This is a genomic window from Pseudomonas folii, assembly GCF_014357575.1.
GTDB lineage: Bacteria > Pseudomonadota > Gammaproteobacteria > Pseudomonadales > Pseudomonadaceae > Aquipseudomonas > Aquipseudomonas folii.
The window spans coordinates 15,474-32,935 of record NZ_JACONW010000037.1 but is presented as its reverse complement, the minus strand read 5'-3'; the positions used below and the strand labels follow the sequence as shown (position 1 = coordinate 32,935).

15 protein-coding genes and 1 pseudogene are annotated in these 17,462 nt (G+C 58.5%); 2 read left to right on the top strand and 14 right to left on the bottom strand.

Translation table 11 applies throughout. The annotated features are described in order from the left end of the window. Window positions 1-83: 83 nt before the first annotated feature. From H8S59_RS10345 to H8S59_RS10295, 11 genes are all read right to left on the bottom strand, one after another. The gene (locus H8S59_RS10345; RefSeq protein WP_187521349.1) at window positions 84-1,376 is read right to left on the bottom strand and encodes an adenylosuccinate synthase; all 1,293 of its coding nucleotides are present in this window, start codon (window positions 1,374-1,376) and stop codon (window positions 84-86) included. 54 nt (window positions 1,377-1,430) lie between these two features. Then, on the bottom strand, window positions 1,431-2,618 hold the full coding sequence (locus H8S59_RS10340; RefSeq protein WP_095092344.1) for an ATP phosphoribosyltransferase regulatory subunit: 1,188 nt from the start codon (window positions 2,616-2,618) through the stop codon (window positions 1,431-1,433). A 281-nt stretch (window positions 2,619-2,899) separates the two neighbouring features. Next, window positions 2,900-3,769: a protease modulator HflC gene (gene hflC, locus H8S59_RS10335; RefSeq protein WP_027900441.1), complete on the bottom strand. Its 870-nt coding sequence runs from the start codon at window positions 3,767-3,769 to the stop codon at window positions 2,900-2,902. Next, window positions 3,769-4,941 carry an FtsH protease activity modulator HflK gene (gene hflK, locus H8S59_RS10330; protein ID WP_095092345.1) on the bottom strand — a complete coding sequence of 391 codons (1,173 nt, stop codon included), beginning with the start codon at window positions 4,939-4,941 and terminating at the stop codon, window positions 3,769-3,771. Before hflK ends, hflC begins: the two co-directional genes overlap by 1 nt. 96 nt (window positions 4,942-5,037) lie before the next feature. Continuing rightward, a complete protein-coding gene (gene hflX, locus H8S59_RS10325) occupies window positions 5,038-6,339 on the bottom strand; it encodes a ribosome rescue GTPase HflX (protein WP_027900443.1) in 1,302 nt (433 codons plus the stop codon). Between the two features lie 12 nt (window positions 6,340-6,351). Then, entirely contained in the window at window positions 6,352-6,612 is a 261-nt protein-coding gene (hfq, locus tag H8S59_RS10320; RefSeq protein ID WP_027900444.1) for an RNA chaperone Hfq, read from the bottom strand. An 88-nt stretch (window positions 6,613-6,700) separates the two neighbouring features. After that, on the bottom strand, window positions 6,701-7,672 hold the full coding sequence (gene miaA, locus H8S59_RS10315; RefSeq protein ID WP_187521348.1) for a tRNA (adenosine(37)-N6)-dimethylallyltransferase MiaA: 972 nt from the start codon (window positions 7,670-7,672) through the stop codon (window positions 6,701-6,703). After that, on the bottom strand, window positions 7,673-9,628 hold the full coding sequence (gene mutL / locus H8S59_RS10310) for a DNA mismatch repair endonuclease MutL (protein ID WP_246475202.1): 1,956 nt from the start codon (window positions 9,626-9,628) through the stop codon (window positions 7,673-7,675). It abuts the gene before it with no gap. Beyond that, window positions 9,625-11,055: an N-acetylmuramoyl-L-alanine amidase gene (locus H8S59_RS10305; RefSeq protein WP_214658273.1), complete on the bottom strand. Its 1,431-nt coding sequence runs from the start codon at window positions 11,053-11,055 to the stop codon at window positions 9,625-9,627. Before H8S59_RS10305 ends, mutL begins: the two co-directional genes overlap by 4 nt. A gap of 2 nt (window positions 11,056-11,057) precedes the next feature. Beyond that, window positions 11,058-11,528, bottom strand: coding sequence for a tRNA (adenosine(37)-N6)-threonylcarbamoyltransferase complex ATPase subunit type 1 TsaE (gene tsaE, locus H8S59_RS10300; RefSeq protein WP_187521346.1), 471 nt, complete (start codon window positions 11,526-11,528; stop codon window positions 11,058-11,060). Beyond that, window positions 11,516-13,012, bottom strand: coding sequence for an NAD(P)H-hydrate dehydratase (locus H8S59_RS10295; protein WP_187521355.1), 1,497 nt, complete (start codon window positions 13,010-13,012; stop codon window positions 11,516-11,518). The genes tsaE and H8S59_RS10295 overlap by 13 nt, the downstream gene beginning before the upstream one ends. A gap of 62 nt (window positions 13,013-13,074) precedes the next feature. Between H8S59_RS10295 and queG the strand changes: the two genes are divergently transcribed. Further along, window positions 13,075-14,160 carry a tRNA epoxyqueuosine(34) reductase QueG gene (queG, locus tag H8S59_RS10290; protein ID WP_187521345.1) on the top strand — a complete coding sequence of 362 codons (1,086 nt, stop codon included), beginning with the start codon at window positions 13,075-13,077 and terminating at the stop codon, window positions 14,158-14,160. 328 nt (window positions 14,161-14,488) lie between these two features. Here queG and H8S59_RS26955 read toward each other — a convergent pair. From H8S59_RS26955 to orn, 3 genes and pseudogenes are all read right to left on the bottom strand, one after another. Beyond that, window positions 14,489-14,635: pseudogene (locus tag H8S59_RS26955) on the bottom strand (trimeric intracellular cation channel family protein); the annotation flags it as partial. Between the two features lie 285 nt (window positions 14,636-14,920). Further along, window positions 14,921-15,535 (bottom strand): trimeric intracellular cation channel family protein, encoded by a 615-nt coding sequence (locus H8S59_RS10285; protein WP_095092350.1) that lies wholly within the window; start codon window positions 15,533-15,535, stop codon window positions 14,921-14,923. A 175-nt stretch (window positions 15,536-15,710) separates the two neighbouring features. After that, window positions 15,711-16,247 (bottom strand): oligoribonuclease, encoded by a 537-nt coding sequence (gene orn, locus H8S59_RS10280; RefSeq protein ID WP_187521344.1) that lies wholly within the window; start codon window positions 16,245-16,247, stop codon window positions 15,711-15,713. A 96-nt stretch (window positions 16,248-16,343) separates the two neighbouring features. Here orn and rsgA point away from each other — a divergent pair, with 96 nt between their 5' ends. Further along, window positions 16,344-17,375 (top strand): small ribosomal subunit biogenesis GTPase RsgA, encoded by a 1,032-nt coding sequence (rsgA, locus tag H8S59_RS10275; protein WP_027898821.1) that lies wholly within the window; start codon window positions 16,344-16,346, stop codon window positions 17,373-17,375. The last annotated feature ends 87 nt before the right edge of the window (window positions 17,376-17,462 follow it).

Genomic DNA, 17,462 nt, shown 5'->3' with positions numbered 1-17,462 from the left:
GGCGACTGGATTAATCTTTAATGCCTTTCATTTGGGCAAAAAAAAGCCGCTTTCGCGGCTTTTTCTATGACTTCAAAGACTTATCAGCCAAACGGATGACGCAACACGATGGTTTCGTTGCGATCAGGGCCTGTCGAGATAATATCGATTGGTGCACCCACCAGCTCTTCAAGACGCTTGATATAAGCGCGAGCGTTAGCTGGCAGCTCTTCCAGTGTCTTGGCACCCAAAGTCGATTCAGTCCAGCCAGGCACTTGCTCGTACACAGGCTTGAGGCCCAGATAGCTGTCAGCGTCGGTCGGTGCTTCGATCACTGCACCGTGCTCGTTCTCGTAACCGACGCAGATGTTGATGGTTTCGAGGCCATCCAGCACGTCAAGCTTGGTCAGGCAGATGCCGGAGATGCTGTTGATTTCGATAGCGCGACGCAGGATAACGGCATCGAACCAGCCGCAGCGACGAGCACGGCCAGTGGTTGCGCCAAATTCGTGCCCACGCTTGGCCAGGAACGCGCCCACATCGTCAAACAGCTCTGTCGGGAAAGGCCCAGAGCCTACACGTGTGGTGTAAGCCTTGGTGATGCCCAGGATGTAATCCAGGTACATCGGACCAAAACCCGAACCCGTTGCGATACCGCCAGCCGTGGTGTTGGAGCTGGTGACGTACGGATAGGTACCGTGGTCGATGTCCAGCAACGAACCTTGAGCGCCTTCGAACATGATGTCTTTGCCGTCGCGACGCATTTCATGCAGCGCGGCAGTGACGTCGAGCATCAGCGGCTTGAGCAGCTCGGCGTATTCCATGCACTCATCGAGAGTCTTCTGGAAGTCGATGGCTGGTTCTTTGTAGTAATTGACCAGCACAAAGTTGTGGTAGTCGAGCAACTCGCCCAGCTTGGCGGCGAAACGCTCACGATGGAACAGGTCGCCGATGCGCAGGCCACGACGTGCAACCTTGTCTTCGTAAGCCGGGCCGATGCCACGACCGGTGGTGCCGATCTTGAACTCGCCACGCGCCTTTTCACGCGCCTGATCCAGCGCAACGTGATACGACAGGATCAGCGGGCAGGACGGGCTGATGCGCAGACGCTCGCGCACTGGAATGCCCTTCTCTTCCAGCTTGATGATTTCACGCATGAGCGCATCCGGCGCAACAACCACACCGTTACCGATGAGGCACTGCACGCCTTCGCGCAGTACACCGGACGGAATCAGGTGCAATACGGTTTTTTCGCCGTCGATCACCAGAGTGTGACCCGCGTTGTGGCCACCCTGGTAACGCACTACAGCGGTAGCATGTTCGGTCAGCAGATCAACGATCTTGCCTTTGCCCTCATCACCCCATTGGGTGCCCAGGACTACGACATTCTTACCCATAACACTTGTCCTCATTCACGCAAACTTGGTGTCGGCGGCCGCCGACAGGAAAACTCAAGAAGCCAGCGGCACGACTTGCCAACGCTCGCCATGCTGAATCAATTGCCGATCGCAATCGGCCTCACGCGCTGCGGTCACCATCTGCCCAGGCAAAGCCTGTACAACACGCTGACCTTCACTGCGCAACTGACAAACCTGCTGCCAGAGTGCTGCATCCGTACTGTCCGGCATCCAGATCCCGCCGGTAGGCAATTCGATTTCCGCACGCCCCAATGTCACCAGGGTTTTCAGGTCCGTGGAAAAACCGGTGGCCGGGCGAGCCCGACCGAAATCCGCACCGATGTCATCATAACGACCGCCCTGAGCAATGGATTGACCCACGCCCGGAACGAACACAGCGAAGACGACACCCGTGTGATAGTGATAACCGCGCAACTCACCCAGATCAAAATACAACGGCAGCTCAGGGAAACGAGTTGCAAGGCGCTCGGCCACCGTCAGCAGATCATCAAGGGCAGCCAGCACTGGCGCTGGCGCGTTGGCCAAGCGATCACGCGCAGCCGCCAATACTTCACGACCACCGCACAGATCGACCAATGCACGCAGCATCGACGCCAGATCGGCAGGCAAATTGGCTGTCAGCTCGATCACTTCGTCGATGGCCTTGCGTTGCAGGGCATCAAACAACAGTTGCTCAACTTCCCCGGACAAACCGGCAGCACGTGCCAGGCCGCGGTAGATACCGACATGCCCAAGGTCCATGTGGACATCCGGCACATCGGCCAGTTGTAGCATGGCCAGCATCAGGCTGATGACTTCAACGTCGCTGCTCGGGCTTGCGTCGCCGTACAACTCGGCGCCCAGCTGGATAGGGCTGCGCGAAGAAGACAGGGCGCGCGGCTGCGCATGCAGCACGCTACCGGCATAGCACAGACGGCTCGGCCCTTCACGACGCAGGGTATGCGCATCGATGCGCGCCACTTGCGGGGTGATGTCGGCACGAAAGCCCATTTGCCGGCCCGACTGCGGGTCGATCACTTTGAAGGTGCGCAGATCCAGGTCCGAGCCCGCGCCAGTGAGCAAAGATTCAAGGTATTCGATATGAGGGGTGACTACGAATTCATAGCCCCAGCTCTGGAACAGATCCAACACCTGACGGCGCGCTACTTCTATGCGCGCCGCTTCAGGCGGCAGTACTTCTTCGATGCCATCTGGTAGCAGCCAGCGGTCAACCGTTGCCATTACGCCTTTCCCCTATGATCCGGGCGACCCGCGCCGAGGCGGGCCTTGAGTAAAGCAGAGAGTGGTCAGGTGCTGCGCCCATTCCTGCGGGCACGGCAAGCGCCCGAGAATGGCTCTTTCAGACCACTGTCCTCGAAAATCATGCCACTGCTGTGGCCAATCAATCGTGCAGACGCAAAAAAGCCGGGAATTTCCCGGCTGCCGCATCATACACACGTTTTACCGCATGATCACCCCGCCAGACGGTTTTGCCGCCCGGCGGGTAGATTACGGCTTTCAGATCACGGCTTGGATTTTTCCAGATAGCGGAAGAAATCGCTGCTCGGATCCAGAACCATCACGTCACTCTTGTTCGCGAAGCTTTCACGGTAGGCCCGCAGGCTACGGTAGAACGCGTAGAACTCCTGATCCTGGCCGTATGCCTTGGAGTAGATCGCGGAAGCTTGGGCATCACCATCACCGCGGGCCTCTTCAGACTCACGATAGGCTTCAGCCAGCAATACGCGACGCTGACGATCGGCGTCGGCACGAATGCCTTCAGCCAGCTCGTTACCCTTGGCGCGATGCTCACGCGCTTCACGTTCACGTTCGGTACTCATCCGTTCGAAAACGCTGCGGTTCACTTCCTTCGGCAGATCGATGGCCTTGACCCGAACATCGATAACCTCAATGCCCAGCTCCTTGTTTGCCATCGCGTTCAGCGAAGCGGTGATGTCAGCCATCAACGCGTCACGCTCACCCGACACAGCTTCGTGGAGTGTGCGCTTACCGAACTGGTCACGCAGACCGGATTCAAGACGACGGGACAGACGCTCATCAGCGATTTGCTTGAGACCCGACGTTGCGGTGTAGAACACTTCCGCGTCCTTCACACGCCACTTGGCGTAGGCATCAACCATGACCGCTTTCTTTTCCAGCGTCAGGAAGCGTTGGGTCGGTGCATCCAGTGTCAGCAGGCGGCCGTCGAACTTGCGCACCTGATTGACGTAAGGAATCTTCACATGCAGACCCGGTTGAATATTAGGTTCAACCACGCGACCAAATTGCAGCATTACGGCACGTTCAGTCTGGGACACGATAAACAGGCTGTTCCAGGCAACCACCGCCAGCACTACGGCAACAATCAGGGCGATCAGCGATTTATTGCTCATCAGCGAGTCTCCCTTGTACGCGGCTGCTGAATCTCTGCGGCGCGTGCGCCTGCATCAGCGCCGACTGCGGCTGCACCGTTAGTCGGGGCAGCGCTGTTACCGCTACGGCCATTTTCGATCATCTTGTCCAGCGGCAGATAAAGCAGGTTGTTACCGCCCTTGTCGCCCGTCACGAGGACCTTGCTCGTATTGGTGAACAGCTCTTGCATGGTGTCCAGGTACAGACGTTCACGCGTGACTTCCGGAGCCTTGCGATACTCGGCAACCAGCTTGGTAAAGCGATCAGCTTCACCCTTGGCGCGTGAGATCACTTCGTCGCGATAACCGTTGGCGTCTTCGATGATTCGCTGAGCCTGACCACGTGCTTCCGGGATCACACCGTTAGCGTAGGTTTCAGCCTGGTTACGGGAACGTTGCTCGTCTTCACGGGCACGAATCACATCATCGAATGCTTCCTGAACCTCACGAGGTGCAGCAGCGCTCTGTACGTTGACCTGAGTCACCGTGATACCGGTGCGATAAGTGTCGAGGAAACGTTGCAGACGCTCCTTGATCTCACTCGCCATCAGCTCACGACCTTCAGTCAGCACCTGGTCCATGGCCGTGGAACCCACGACATGACGCAGCGCACTTTCAGTGGCGTGTTGCAGACTGACTTCCGGTTGATCAACGTTCAGCACGAAATCACGCAGGTTGGAGATTTTGTACTGCACGGTCAGCGGCACTTCGACGATGTTTTCGTCTTCAGTCAGCATCTGGCCCTGTTTGCTGTAGGCACGTTCGCGAGTCACGTTTTCCATGTACTTGCGATCGAACGGCGGGAAATAGATGTTCAGACCCGAACCTACGGTTTCGTGGTACTGACCGAAGCGCAGCACAACGGCTTGCTCCTGCTCGTCCACGACGTAAATAGCGCTGTACAGCCAGATCGCAACCAGCACGACCAGGCCAATGCCCAGCAAGCCGAAACCGCCACCCTTGCCAGGGTTGCCGTTACCGCCGCCGTCACCACCACTGCGTTTCTTGCCACCACCGAACAAACCATTAAGGCTTTCCTGCAGCTTTCGGAAGGCCTCGTCGAGATCCGGTGGCCCCTTGCGGTCGCCGCCCTTGCGCTTACCACCCCAAGGATCCTGATTATTCGAGTTGCCACCCGGCTCATTCCAAGCCATAGCGCTCTCCATCTGATAAAGCAAAGACGCGCCCGCGGCGCGCCGACCAATGCTACAGAATGCCTGAGAGAGCCGTACAACGGCTTTCCCACGCTTTTATTGCAAAGTGTGTTGCTCGATGAATTCCAGCGGCTGCAGTCCTTCGCGACTCACCAGACGATTGAACTCAACGCGCGGTAAACGTACTGCCAACAAGCTGCTGCCCTGCTCGTCATACTCTTCGCTCTGCACCGCACCCAATTCGAAAAACTGGGCGCGCAACCGGGCGAAATCCTGAGACAGGTGCAAGGTGCCGACAAACAGATCGTCGCCGAGCAACTCGGCAACCGCCTGCTTGAGCAGATCCAGCCCTCGACCATCACGGGCGGAGACCCAGACACGTTGCGGTTTGCCATCGGCATCGCGCTGTATCTGCGGCTCTACCCCTTCTAGCAGGTCGAGTTTGTTATAGACCTCAAGTATCGGCAAGCCCTCGGCACCGATCTCGCCGAGTACTGCCATGACCTGTTCGATCTGCTCCATGCGATCGGGCTCGTGAGAGTCGATGACGTGGAGCAGCAGATCGGAGTTGCTGGACTCTTCGAGCGTAGCGCGAAAGGCCTCGACCAGTTTGTGCGGCAGGTGGCGAATGAAGCCCACGGTGTCGGCCAGCACGATAGGCCCCAGGTCATCGAGTTGCAGACGGCGCAGGGTCGGGTCGAGTGTGGCGAAGAGCTGATCCGCAGCAAACACGTCGGAATCAGTCACAGCATTGAACAATGTCGATTTGCCGGCGTTGGTATAGCCCACCAGTGAAACCGAAGGGATGTCGGCGCGCTTACGCCCGCGACGGGCCTGCTCACGCTGGCTGCGAACCTTTTCAAGACGGCCTTTGATCTGCCGCAGACGAACCCGCAACAGACGCCGATCCGTTTCCAGCTGGGTTTCACCGGGACCGCGCAGGCCAATACCACCGCCCTGGCGCTCAAGGTGAGTCCAGCCGCGAACCAGCCGCGTGCTCATGTGCTCGAGCTGTGCCAGCTCGACCTGCAATTTGCCTTCATGAGTACGCGCACGTTGCGCGAAGATGTCGAGGATCAACCCCGTGCGATCAAGTACGCGACACTCGAACACGCGCTCGAGGTTACGTTCCTGACTGGGTGTCAGCACGTGATTGAAGATGACGATATCGATTTTTTCGGCTTTGACCTGGTCGCGAAGCTCCTCGACCTTGCCACTGCCAATCAGATATTTGGCCGATGGCCGATGACGCGGCACGTTGACGAACGCGACGGTATCGGCGCCAGCTGATATGGCCAGTTCCCGAAACTCCTGCGGATCTTCACGCGCCTCAGGGTCCTGACCATCCAGGTGAACGAGTATTGCGCGTTCACCACCACTGTGGCGCTCAAAGAACAAAGCAGACTCCTATCAGGCGTTACCTGGCTCAGCGTCGCCCTGCTCACCTTCGGTTGCGCTAGGCAGACGAATCGGGCGAACCGGAACAACGGTAGAGATTGCGTGCTTGTAGACCATTTGGCTGACAGTGTTCTTCAGCAAAATAACGAACTGGTCAAAAGACTCGATGGTGCCTTGCAGCTTGATGCCGTTGACGAGATAGATCGAAACCCCAACCTTCTCTTTACGCAGGGTGTTCAGGTAAGGGTCTTGTAGCGAATGCCCTTTTGACATGTGCCGCACTCCTTTAAGGATCAATAATAATTCGAATTCAATTGGCTTGAACCGCCACCCCCCAAGGATAGACGGCTATTGCAAGGACTCAGCTCAATATGGAGACCGACCCCAGGTATTTCAAGGCGCGTGGCAAATTGTCGCTGGCCAGGCTGTCCAACCAGTGTAAATCGTCCCAGCTGCGTAGCCAGGTAAACTGTCGTTTGGCCAGTTGGCGCGTGGCAATGATCCCCCGCTCCTGCATCTCAGCCGATGTCAGCTTTCCATCCAGATGATCCCAGACCTGGCGATAACCAACGGCTCTTATCGATGGCAGACCCGTATGCAGGTCGCCTCTTGAGCGTAACGCCAGAACTTCGTCCAGGAATCCCTGGTCCAGCATTGTTGAAAATCTTGATGCGATACGGCCGTGCAACACCTTGCGATCTGCCGGAGCAATGGCCAGGTTGGCGACAGTATAGGGCAATTGCGGTCTACCAGAAGCCGCAGCATCAGTAGTTTGCGCAGTTTGTTGTTCTCTATGTGCCGTCATGCTCAACCCACTGACCCGATACACCTCCAGCGCACGTATCAATCGCTGCGGGTCATTGGGGTGGATTCGCGCCGCAGACACCGGATCCACTGCTGCCAACTGGTCATGCAAAGCCTGCCAGCCGTGGGCTGCAGCCTGTGCTTCCAGTTCCGCTCGAACCCCTGCATCAGCGGCGGGCATGTCTGCCAACCCGTCCAATAGAGCCTTGAAATACAACATAGTGCCGCCGACCAGCAGCGGAATTTTGCCGCGAGCGGTAATTTCTGCCATCGCAGCCAGTGCATCACTGCGAAAATCGGCGGCAGAATAGCTTTCGGCCGGGTCGAGAATGTCCACCAGACGATGAGGAAACTCGGCCAGTTGTGCTTTGGAAGGCTTGGCGGTGCCGATGTCCATGCCGCGATAGACCAGTGCCGAATCGACGCTGATCAGCTCGCATGGCAGGACTTTGCAGAGTTCCATGGCCAGATCGGTCTTACCCGAAGCCGTCGGCCCCATCAGAAAGATGGCCGGAGGTAGAGCGCTCATTCAACGACCGCGCAGGAAGAGTTTGTCCAGATCATCCAGACCCATTTGGGTCCAGGTAGGTCGGCCATGGTTGCATTGACCGCTGCGCTCGGTGTTTTCCATGTCGCGCAGCAGACCGTTCATTTCCGGGATCGCCAGACGGCGGTTGGCCCGAATCGCACCGTGGCAAGCCATGGTGCCCAGCAATTCGTTCATGTGAGCCTGAACCCGGTCACTGGTGCCGTACTCCATCAGATCGGCCAGCACGTCGCTGACCAGACGATTGGCCTCGGCCTGTTTCAACAAGGCCGGAATCTGCCGGATCGCCAGACTTTCAGGACCCAGTCGCTGCAACTCGAAGCCCAGACGCTGAAATGTCTCGATGTGCTCTTCGGCGCAATCGGCTTCGCGCTGGCTGACCGCGATGGACTCGGGCACTAATAAAGGCTGACCGCTCAAGCCTTCACTGGCCATCGCAATCTTCAACCGCTCGTACATGATCCGCTCGTGTGCGGCATGCATGTCTACCAGCACCAGGCCGTGAGCGTTCTCCGCCAGAATATAAATGCCCTTGAGTTGCGCCAAGGCGTAGCCCAACGGAGGAATATCCCCTTGAGTCTCTGGCAATGACACCGCAGGCGTACCGGGCAACGGCGCATAAAACTCACGATAAGCGCTTTGCGCTTCGGCGGCAGGCAAGGTCGCTGTGGGGCGCGGCGTGTACTGATATTGATAACCAGCGCCCGCGCCTGAACCGGCTGGCGGCGCATAAGGCTGAGCCTGAGGCTGCTCCAGCAGATTATTGGCCAGACGCATTTCACCCTGCGGCCCGAACTCACCGGCTTGCGGGCCAGTGGGTCGCTCGACGGCAGTCACTGGCGCGGCGCCTGCCAGTTGATCTTCGGGACGCACATCGCCCAGCGCCCGGTGCAACGTGCCATACAGGAAGTCATGCACCATGCGCCCGTCACGGAAGCGGACTTCGTGTTTAGTCGGGTGCACGTTGACGTCGACGACCGCCGGATCGACCTCGAAGAACAACACGAAGGTCGGATGACGACCATTGAACAATACGTCGCGATAAGCCTGGCGCACCGCATGCGCTACCAGCTTGTCGCGCACTGCCCGGCCGTTCACAAAGAAATACTGCAAGTCTGCCTGGCTACGAGAAAAGGTCGGCAACCCCACCCAGCCCCACAGATGCAAGCCATTGCGCTCAATCTCGATGGGCAGCGCCTGCTCCAGGAAACCTGGGCCGCAAATAGCCGATACACGCCTGGCACGTGCCGTGTCGTCGTTGGCTTCATGCAGGCTGAGGATCGTCTTGCCGTTATGCCGCAAGTGGAACGCCACGTCGAAGCGCGCCAGTGCCATGCGCTTGATCACTTCCTGCAAGTGATCGAATTCGGTTTTTTCCGCCTTGAGAAACTTGCGCCGCGCCGGGGTATTGAAAAACAGGTCGCGGACTTCAACGGATGTCCCCACAGGATGCGCCGCAGGCTGAACCCGGGAAGCCATGTCGCGGCCTTCGGTTTCCACTTGCCAGGCTTGATCGGCATCGTGTGTTCGGGAGGTGAGGGTCAATCGCGCCACAGAGCTGATCGACGCCAGCGCCTCGCCGCGAAAACCAAGACTCATGACCCGCTCAAGGTCTTCCAGCTCGCGGATCTTGCTGGTGGCGTGCCGAGCCAAAGCCAAAGGCAGGTCATCGGAAGAAATGCCGCTGCCATCATCACGGACACGCAGCAGCTTGATGCCTGCTTGCTCGACGTCGACATCAATGCGTTTGGCACCGGAATCCAGACTGTTTTCCAGCAACTCCTTGATGACCGATGCTGGCCGCTCGACCACCTCACCCGCTGCGATCTGGTTGGCCAGCCGTGGGCTGAGCAGTTCGATCCGGGCAGCATTAAGGGCTGCAGCGCTGGCAGGTGTCTGTACCTCAGGCTCAACACTGTCGAGAAGAAGATCGGTCATGGTTGAGCCGCCACCTCGGAGCTAGGGATTTTCAGATCCTGCCCAATACGCAGCTCATCCGTTTTCAGGTTATTGGCGCTGCGCAGAGCCGCAGGGCTCATGTCGTAGCGAGCCGCCAGCATGGCCAGTGTTTCACCCGAGCGAACCACGTGATTACGCGGCCCTTGGGCGAGCTTGCCGTTATCCCGCAGCCAGGCGATGTAAGTACCTTGCGGTGGATTCTGCTGGAAGAACTGCTTCACGCCAGAGTTGATCGAACGCGCCAGTGCCTGCTGATGCGAGGCAGCGCTGAGCTTGGCCGCTTCGGCATTGTTGGAGATAAAGCCCGTCTCGACCAGGATCGACGGGATATCAGGCGACTTGAGTACCATGAAGCCGGCTTGCTCAACACGAGATTTGTGCAGTGACGTCACGCGACCAATGTTGGTCAGGACTTTCTGCCCGACGTTGAGGCTCGACGACAACGACGCTGTCATGGACAAGTCCAGCAATACCCCCGCCAACATTCGGTCCTTGTCATCCAGACTGACGGCACCAGCACCACCGATCAAGTCGGAACGGTTTTCACTGTCAGCCAGCCAGCGTGCAGTCTCGGACGTAGCCCCGCGCTCGGACAAGGCGAACACCGAGGCACCAAATGCCGCGCGTGAAGGTGCAGCGTCGGCGTGAATAGACACAAACAGGTCCGCGCCTTTTGCTCGTGCAATTTCCGTACGTTTGCGCAGCGGGATGAAGTAGTCGCCAGTGCGGGTCAGCTCGGCGCGGTAGCCTTTTTCAGCGTTGATCTGACGTTGCAGCTCTTTGGCGATGGCCAGTACCAGGTTCTTTTCTTTCTGTCCGCTACTGCCGGACGCACCCGGATCTTCGCCGCCGTGCCCCGCGTCAATCACGATCACAATGTCGCGCTTGCCGTTCGGCACAGGCGTCAGCTTGATTTCGGGCTTGGCCGGGCTGACCGGCACGGCAGGCGCTGTGTTCGCGGCCGTATCGGGAATGGTCGGGCTCGGATTGGCATCGCCCGGCTCATCGAACAGGTCGACAACCAGACGGTTACCGTATTGCTGGTTCGGAGCCAGCGTAAAGCTCTTGGGCGTCACGGCCTTTTTCAGGTCGATGACCACGCGCAAATCCGTAGCGGTGCGCTGGGCGGAACGCATGCTGGTGATGGGCGTATTGGCCATGGGCACATTCAGCGGACCGCCGAGGGTCGCGCCGTTGATATCGATAACCAGTCGATCAGGAGAAGTCAGGGTGAAAACGCTGTGCTGGACGGGTCCGGAGAGGTCAAAAACCAGTCGTGTGTTATCCGGTGCGCGCCATAGGCGGACACTTTTTACCTGTGTTGCAGCCAGCGCATCAACAGCCAGGGCTGTCAAAAGCAGACCCACTACAGTAACCAGCGCGCGAATGCGCATACCTAACCCCATATCTATTTGAATTCCAACGCCAAAGCGGCACACCAGGTTTCGCCACGCGAGCCAATTGGACTCAAAGTCAGTGCTCGACCTTGCGCATGCGGCCTAATGGTAATGGTCAGGTCAGCCTTTGGCAAAAAGCCTGCACCGAGCTGGGGCCACTCGATCAAACAAAGTGCATCGCCTTCCAGGTAATCGCGGATACCGAGGTACTCCAGCTCCTCGGGGTCAACCAACCGGTAAAGGTCGAAGTGGAATACGCGAACCGAGCCAATTTCATAGGGTTCGACCAGGGTGAAGGTCGGGCTCTTGACCGCGCCTTCATGCCCGAGGCCACGGATGATGCCCCGGGAAAGCGTGGTTTTACCTGCCCCCAGATCACCTTCCAGAAAAATCACGCCCACCCCTCGAGTGACCTCGGCAATGCGCTCACCAAACTGGGTCATGGCCTCTTCACCGACCAAATGCAGCGTTAACTCAGACACGGATGCTGCTCCTCCAATAACTGACGAATGGCTGGAATCAAATCACTGGCCGCCAGCCCACGGCCCGCTTCGCCGACCTGCTGTCCAGCGCTGGCATGCAACCAGACCGCCAGACACGCGGCATCGAACGGTTTCATTTTTTGCGCCATCAACGCACCGACCAGCCCGGCGAGCACGTCGCCCAGACCCGCAGTCGCCATGGCCGGATGGCCGCGATCACAGAGCATTAACTGACCGTCGACGTCAGCGATCAGGCTACCGCTGCCTTTCAACACGCAGACCGCCTGGTATTTATCGGCCAGTGCTCGCGCGGCAGCAGGGCGGTCAGCCTGGATTTGTTTAGTCGTTATCCCCAGCAAGCGTGCAGCTTCGCCGGGATGCGGGGTAATGACGCTGCCCTCGGGAAGCGAGACAAAACCTTGCGCCAACTGGTTAAGGGCATCGGCGTCCCACACCTGGGGACGTTGAGCGTTGGCGGCGGCTGACAGCAAGCTGCGACCCCAGGCGGCTTGTCCCATGCCAGGGCCGACCACCAAAACACTGGCGGGCTCAATCAATGCCATCAACTGGTTAGCCGAACGGATCGCCGCGCTCATCACTTCGGGCATGCGAGTCAACGCAGCGGGAATGTGTTCGGCTCGGGTCGCCAACGTGACCATGCCCGCGCCACTGCGCAAGGCACTTTCAGCGCTCAGCAGGCAGGCCCCGCCGAAACCATGATCGCCGCCAATGACCAGCACCCGGCCATACAGGCCTTTATGAGCCGTACGAGGGCGCGCAGCCAGACGCGGCAGATTAAAGGTATCAAGGCGAGTCGCGCTGCGAATGCCTCTGGAGACGACGGCCGGATCAGCCTGCAAGTCGTCAAACACCAACTCGCCCACCAGGTCCGGCGCATCACCGGTCAACAGACCCAGCTTCAAGCCTATATAGGTCACCGTCAGATCGGCTCGCACCGCGACACCCAGAATACGTCCGGTATCGGCGCTCAGCCCGGAGGGAATATCCACCGCCACGACCGGCAAGCCACTGGCATTAATCGATTCGATTGCCGCCGCGTAGGGCTGGCGAACGTCACCGTTCAAGCCCGTTCCCAGCAGCGCATCCAGCACAATGCCGCGCAAAGGTTGATCGGCCCACGGTTGAACATTGAGACCCGCAGCGACAGCCGCGCTGTAAGCGTCAGCGGCATCGCCGACCAGCGCAGCGGGATCGGCCACGCTGAACACCTGAACATCCCAGCCCGCTTTGCGCGCCAGAGCGGCGATCAGATAACCGTCGCCCGCGTTGTTGCCGCGCCCGGCCAGTACGCTCAATTCCCGCGCCTCGGGCCAGCGTCGACGCAGCGCGCGCCACGTCGCATGGGCGGCCCGTTGCATCAATTCACTGCCGCATGTTCCCGCAGCAATGAGCTGTGCGTCCAGTTCGCGGACCTGCGCGGCGCTGTACAGTGCGTCGGGTAATTGGGGATTCGTGTCGACCATGCGTTTCTTGGCTCCGATGTCTGGCAGAATTATACGCACCTCCACCCGGTTTCTCCTTGCGCATGCCCGTTATTACTGTTGATTCGCCCAATACTGTTGACCTTGTCACCCTTGTTCAATCGATCAAGGAGTGGGGCCGCGAGCTGGGTTTTCAGCAAGTCGGGATTGCCGGGCTCGATCTCGCCGAACATGAGCAACACCTTGAGCGCTGGCTAGAGGCGGGCTATCACGGCGAGATGGACTATATGGCAGCGCATGGCAGCAAACGTTCGCACCCTGAAGAGCTGGTGCCTGGCACCTTGCGGGTGGTCTCGTTGCGCATGGATTACCTGCCCGGCGACACCGAGATGACTCAGCGTCTGACTGAGCCGGAAAAAGCCTACGTATCCCGCTACGCTCTGGGTCGCGACTATCACAAGTTGATCCGCAAGCGTGTGCAGCAACTGGCCGAACGCATCCAGCAAGCTATAGGCCCGTTTGGCTACCGCGCTTTTGTTGACAGCGCCCCGGTGCTGGAAAAAGCCATTGCCGAAAAGGCCGGGCTTGGCTGGATTGGCAAGAACACGCTGGTGCTCAATCGCAAAGCCGGAAGTTTCTTTTTCCTGAGTGAGCTGTTTGTCGACCTGCCATTGCCCGTAGACCCGCCTCACACCACCGAACATTGCGGCCGCTGCACTGCGTGCCTGGACATTTGCCCCACCGCGGCCTTCGTCGGGCCTTATGTGCTGGATGCCAGGCGCTGCATTTCTTATCTGACCATTGAACTGAAAACCGCCATCCCCGAGGAGCTACGCCCGCTCATTGGCAACCGGGTGTTCGGTTGCGATGACTGCCAGATCGTTTGCCCCTGGAACCGTTTCGCCCGCCCCACCGACCAGAGTGATTTCCAGCCACGCCACAATCTGGATAACGCGGGTCTGGCCGAGTTGTTCATGTGGGACGAGGATAAATTCCTCAGCAATACCGAAGGGTCACCGCTACGCCGCGCCGGTTACGAACGTTGGTTGCGCAATCTGGCCGTGGGGCTGGGCAATGCGCCTTCGACGATTCCGGTGCTTGAAGCGCTTGAGGCGAGACGAGAGTATCCGTCGGAGTTGGTGAGGGAGCATGTGGAGTGGGCGTTGCGGCAGCACCGACACCGCGGTTAATGAATTATCTCAACCGATGAATTTGTATCGCCTAACAGAAATCCTCGCGAACAAGTTCGCTCCTACCGGTTAGTGTTCATCACCCTTGTAGACAAACCTGGGCATGTTCCAGTTAAGCGGATAGCCATTAGCCGCAGCAGAATGCTCTGTTCTTCAGGCAATTGCAGGTGCTGACACAGCAGAAAGCGCCAAGCTGCGAGGAATATGGAGTGGGCGTTGCGGCAGCACCGATTAATGGTAGGAGCGAACTTGTTCGCGAGAAATTACCTCAACCGATGAATTTGTATCGCCTAACAGAAATCCTCGCGAACAAGTTCGCTCCTACCGGTTAGTGCTCATCACCCTTGTAGACAAACCTGGGCATGTTCCAGTTAAACCGGATAGCCATTAACCGCAGCAGAATGCTCTGCTCTTCAGGCAATTGCAGGTGCTGACACATCAGAAAGCACCAGGCTGCGAGGAATGTGGAGTGGGCGTTGCGGCAGCACCGATTAATGGTAGGAGCGAACTTGTTCGCGAGAAATTACTTCAAACGATGAATTCGTATCGCCTGACAGAAATCCTCGCGAACAAGTTCGCTCCTACCGGTGAGTGCTCCTCACCCCTGTAGACAGGGCATATTCCAGTTCTACGCGGTGCAGGAGGCGCTTGAGGCGACACGGTTTAAGGGTAGGAGCGAACTTGTTCGCGAGAAATTATCTCAACCGATGAATTCGTATCGCCTGACAGAAATCCTCGCGAACAAGTTCGCTCCTACCGGTTAGTGCTCATCACCCTTGTAGACAAACCTGGGCATGTTCCAGTTAAACCGGATAGCCATTAGCCGCAGCAGCAGACCGCCGAACAGTGTAATCAGAATGCTCTGCTCTTCAGGCAATTGCAGGTGCTGACAAAGCAGAAAGCACCAGGCTGCGAGGAATGAGACGCTGGCGTACAGCTCGCGACGGAATACCAAGGGGATGTCGTTGCAGAAGATATCCCGCAGGATGCCGCCAAATACGCCGGTGATCACGCCGCAGACAGAGGCCACCAGCAAGCCGGTCCCGACTTCCAGCGCGGTCATCGTACCGATCAGAGTAAAGGCCACCAAACCAAGCGCGTCGAGCACCAGAAACAGCGACCGCAGATGACGCATCAACGGCGCGATGAAGATGGTCAGCAAGGCTGCGACGCTGGTCAGGATCAGGTATTCGGGGTGTTTGACCCACGTCAACGGGTAATGGCCAAGCAACACATCACGCACCGAACCGCCGCCAAGGGCTGTGACGCAGGCGATCAATACCACGCCAAACCAGTCCATGCCCCGCCGCCCGGCAGACAGCGCGCCGGTCATGGCTTCAGCGGTGATAGCAATCAGATAGAGCATCAACAACATGGCGGCGGTCCCTGCGACAAAGCCGCGCAGTGTAGGGCAAGCACCAAAAGAGGGCAAAGAGCGAAATTACCGATCACAACCAATTTCTGTAGGAGCTGCCGAAGGCTGCGAAACCGTCGCATCTGACACGCCGCAATCGCAGCCTTCGGCAGCTCCTACAGGAATGATGTAAGCATTAGCCTTTAATGAAATGCTCGCGATAGAACCGCAGCTCAGCGATCGACTCGCGGATGTCGTCCAGTGCCAGGTGGGTGCTGCCCTTCTGGAACTTCAGCTCAGGCGACCAGCGGGCGGCCAGCTCTTTGAGCGTGGAAACGTCCAGATTGCGGTAGTGGAAGTAGTGCTCCAGTGTCGGCATGTGCCGATAAAGGAAGCGACGATCCTGGCAAATACTGTTGCCGCAGATCGGCGAACTGCGTTCCGGAACCCATTGCTTGATGAATTCAAGCGTCTGGGCTTCTGCTTCAGCCATGCTGATTACACTCTCGCGTACCCGCTGGGTCAGGCCCGAACCGCCGTGCTGACGGGTGTTCCACTCGTCCATTCCGGCCAGGGTTTCATCGCTCTGGTGCACAGCGATGACCGGGCCTTCAGCCAGGGTGTTGAGTTCGCTGTCAGTGATGATCGTCGCCATTTCAATGATGACGTCGATGTCCGGGTCCAGGCCGGTCATTTCCAGATCGATCCAGATCAGGTTCTGCTTGTTCTGCATATTGGGCTCCTCAGCGTAGGCACGCAGTTTAGCTCACCCCGCCGTGCTAGACTCCCCCGCGTTTACTTATCAGCTGCTTTATCACTCGGAACACCCATGGCCAAACGCCAACTCAATCGTCGTCAAAACTGGCGCATCGAAAAAATTCAAGGCGAGCGCGCTGCGCGTGCTGCCAAACGCGAATCACAAACTCTGGAAACACTTGAGGGCGGCGATCTTGGCCCCGAGCAGACCGGGCTCGTGATCGCTCACTTCGGCGTACAAGTCGAAGTAGAAGCGAAGGAAGGCGACCAGGCGGGTCAGGTTTTCCGATGCCACCTGCGTGCAAACCTGCCTGCACTGGTGACCGGCGATCGCGTCGTCTGGCGCGCCGGCAATCAGGGTATCGGCGTTATCGTCGCGCAATTGCCCCGCACCACTGAGCTGTGCCGTCCCGACAGCCGCGGGCAACTCAAGCCGGTTGCCGCCAACGTCGATCTGATCGTCATTGTGTTTGCGCCGATGCCGGAGCCTCATGCCAATCTGATCGACCGTTATCTGGTGGCTGCCGAGCATGCGGGCATTCGTCCGTTGCTGCTGTTGAACAAGTTCGACCTGATCAACGAGCAGAACGCCCCGGCGCTCAACGCGTTGCTGGAGGTTTACCGGACGCTGGGTTATCCGGTTCTGGAAGTCTCCGCGCACCACGGCGACGGCATGCAACAACTGCAAGCGCAACTGGACGGGCATATCAGCGTGTTTGTCGGGCAGTCTGGCGTTGGCAAGTCATCTCTGGTCAACAGCTTGCTGCCTGAAGTCGAAACCCGTGTCGGGCCGCTGTCCGAGTTGTCCGGGCAAGGTACACACACCACGACGACTGCCCGCCTGTTCCACTTCCCCCGTGGCGGCGACTTGATCGACTCCCCGGGTATTCGTGAATTCGGTCTGGGCCACGTCAGCCGTGCGGATGTCGAAGCCGGTTTCATCGAGTTCAACGACCTGATCGGCACCTGCCGCTTCCGCGATTGCAAACACGACCGCGAACCGGGCTGTGCATTGTTGATCGCGCTGGAAGAAGGCCGCGTGCAACAGCAGCGTATGAACAGCTATCGCTCGATCATCGCCAGCTTGCCGGAAAGCAGCTACTAACAGCGCCTTGCAGGAGCTGCCGCAGGCTGCGAATCGCGGACTGTCTGGAAGAATGCCTTCGCAGCCTTCGGCAGCTCCTACAGATTT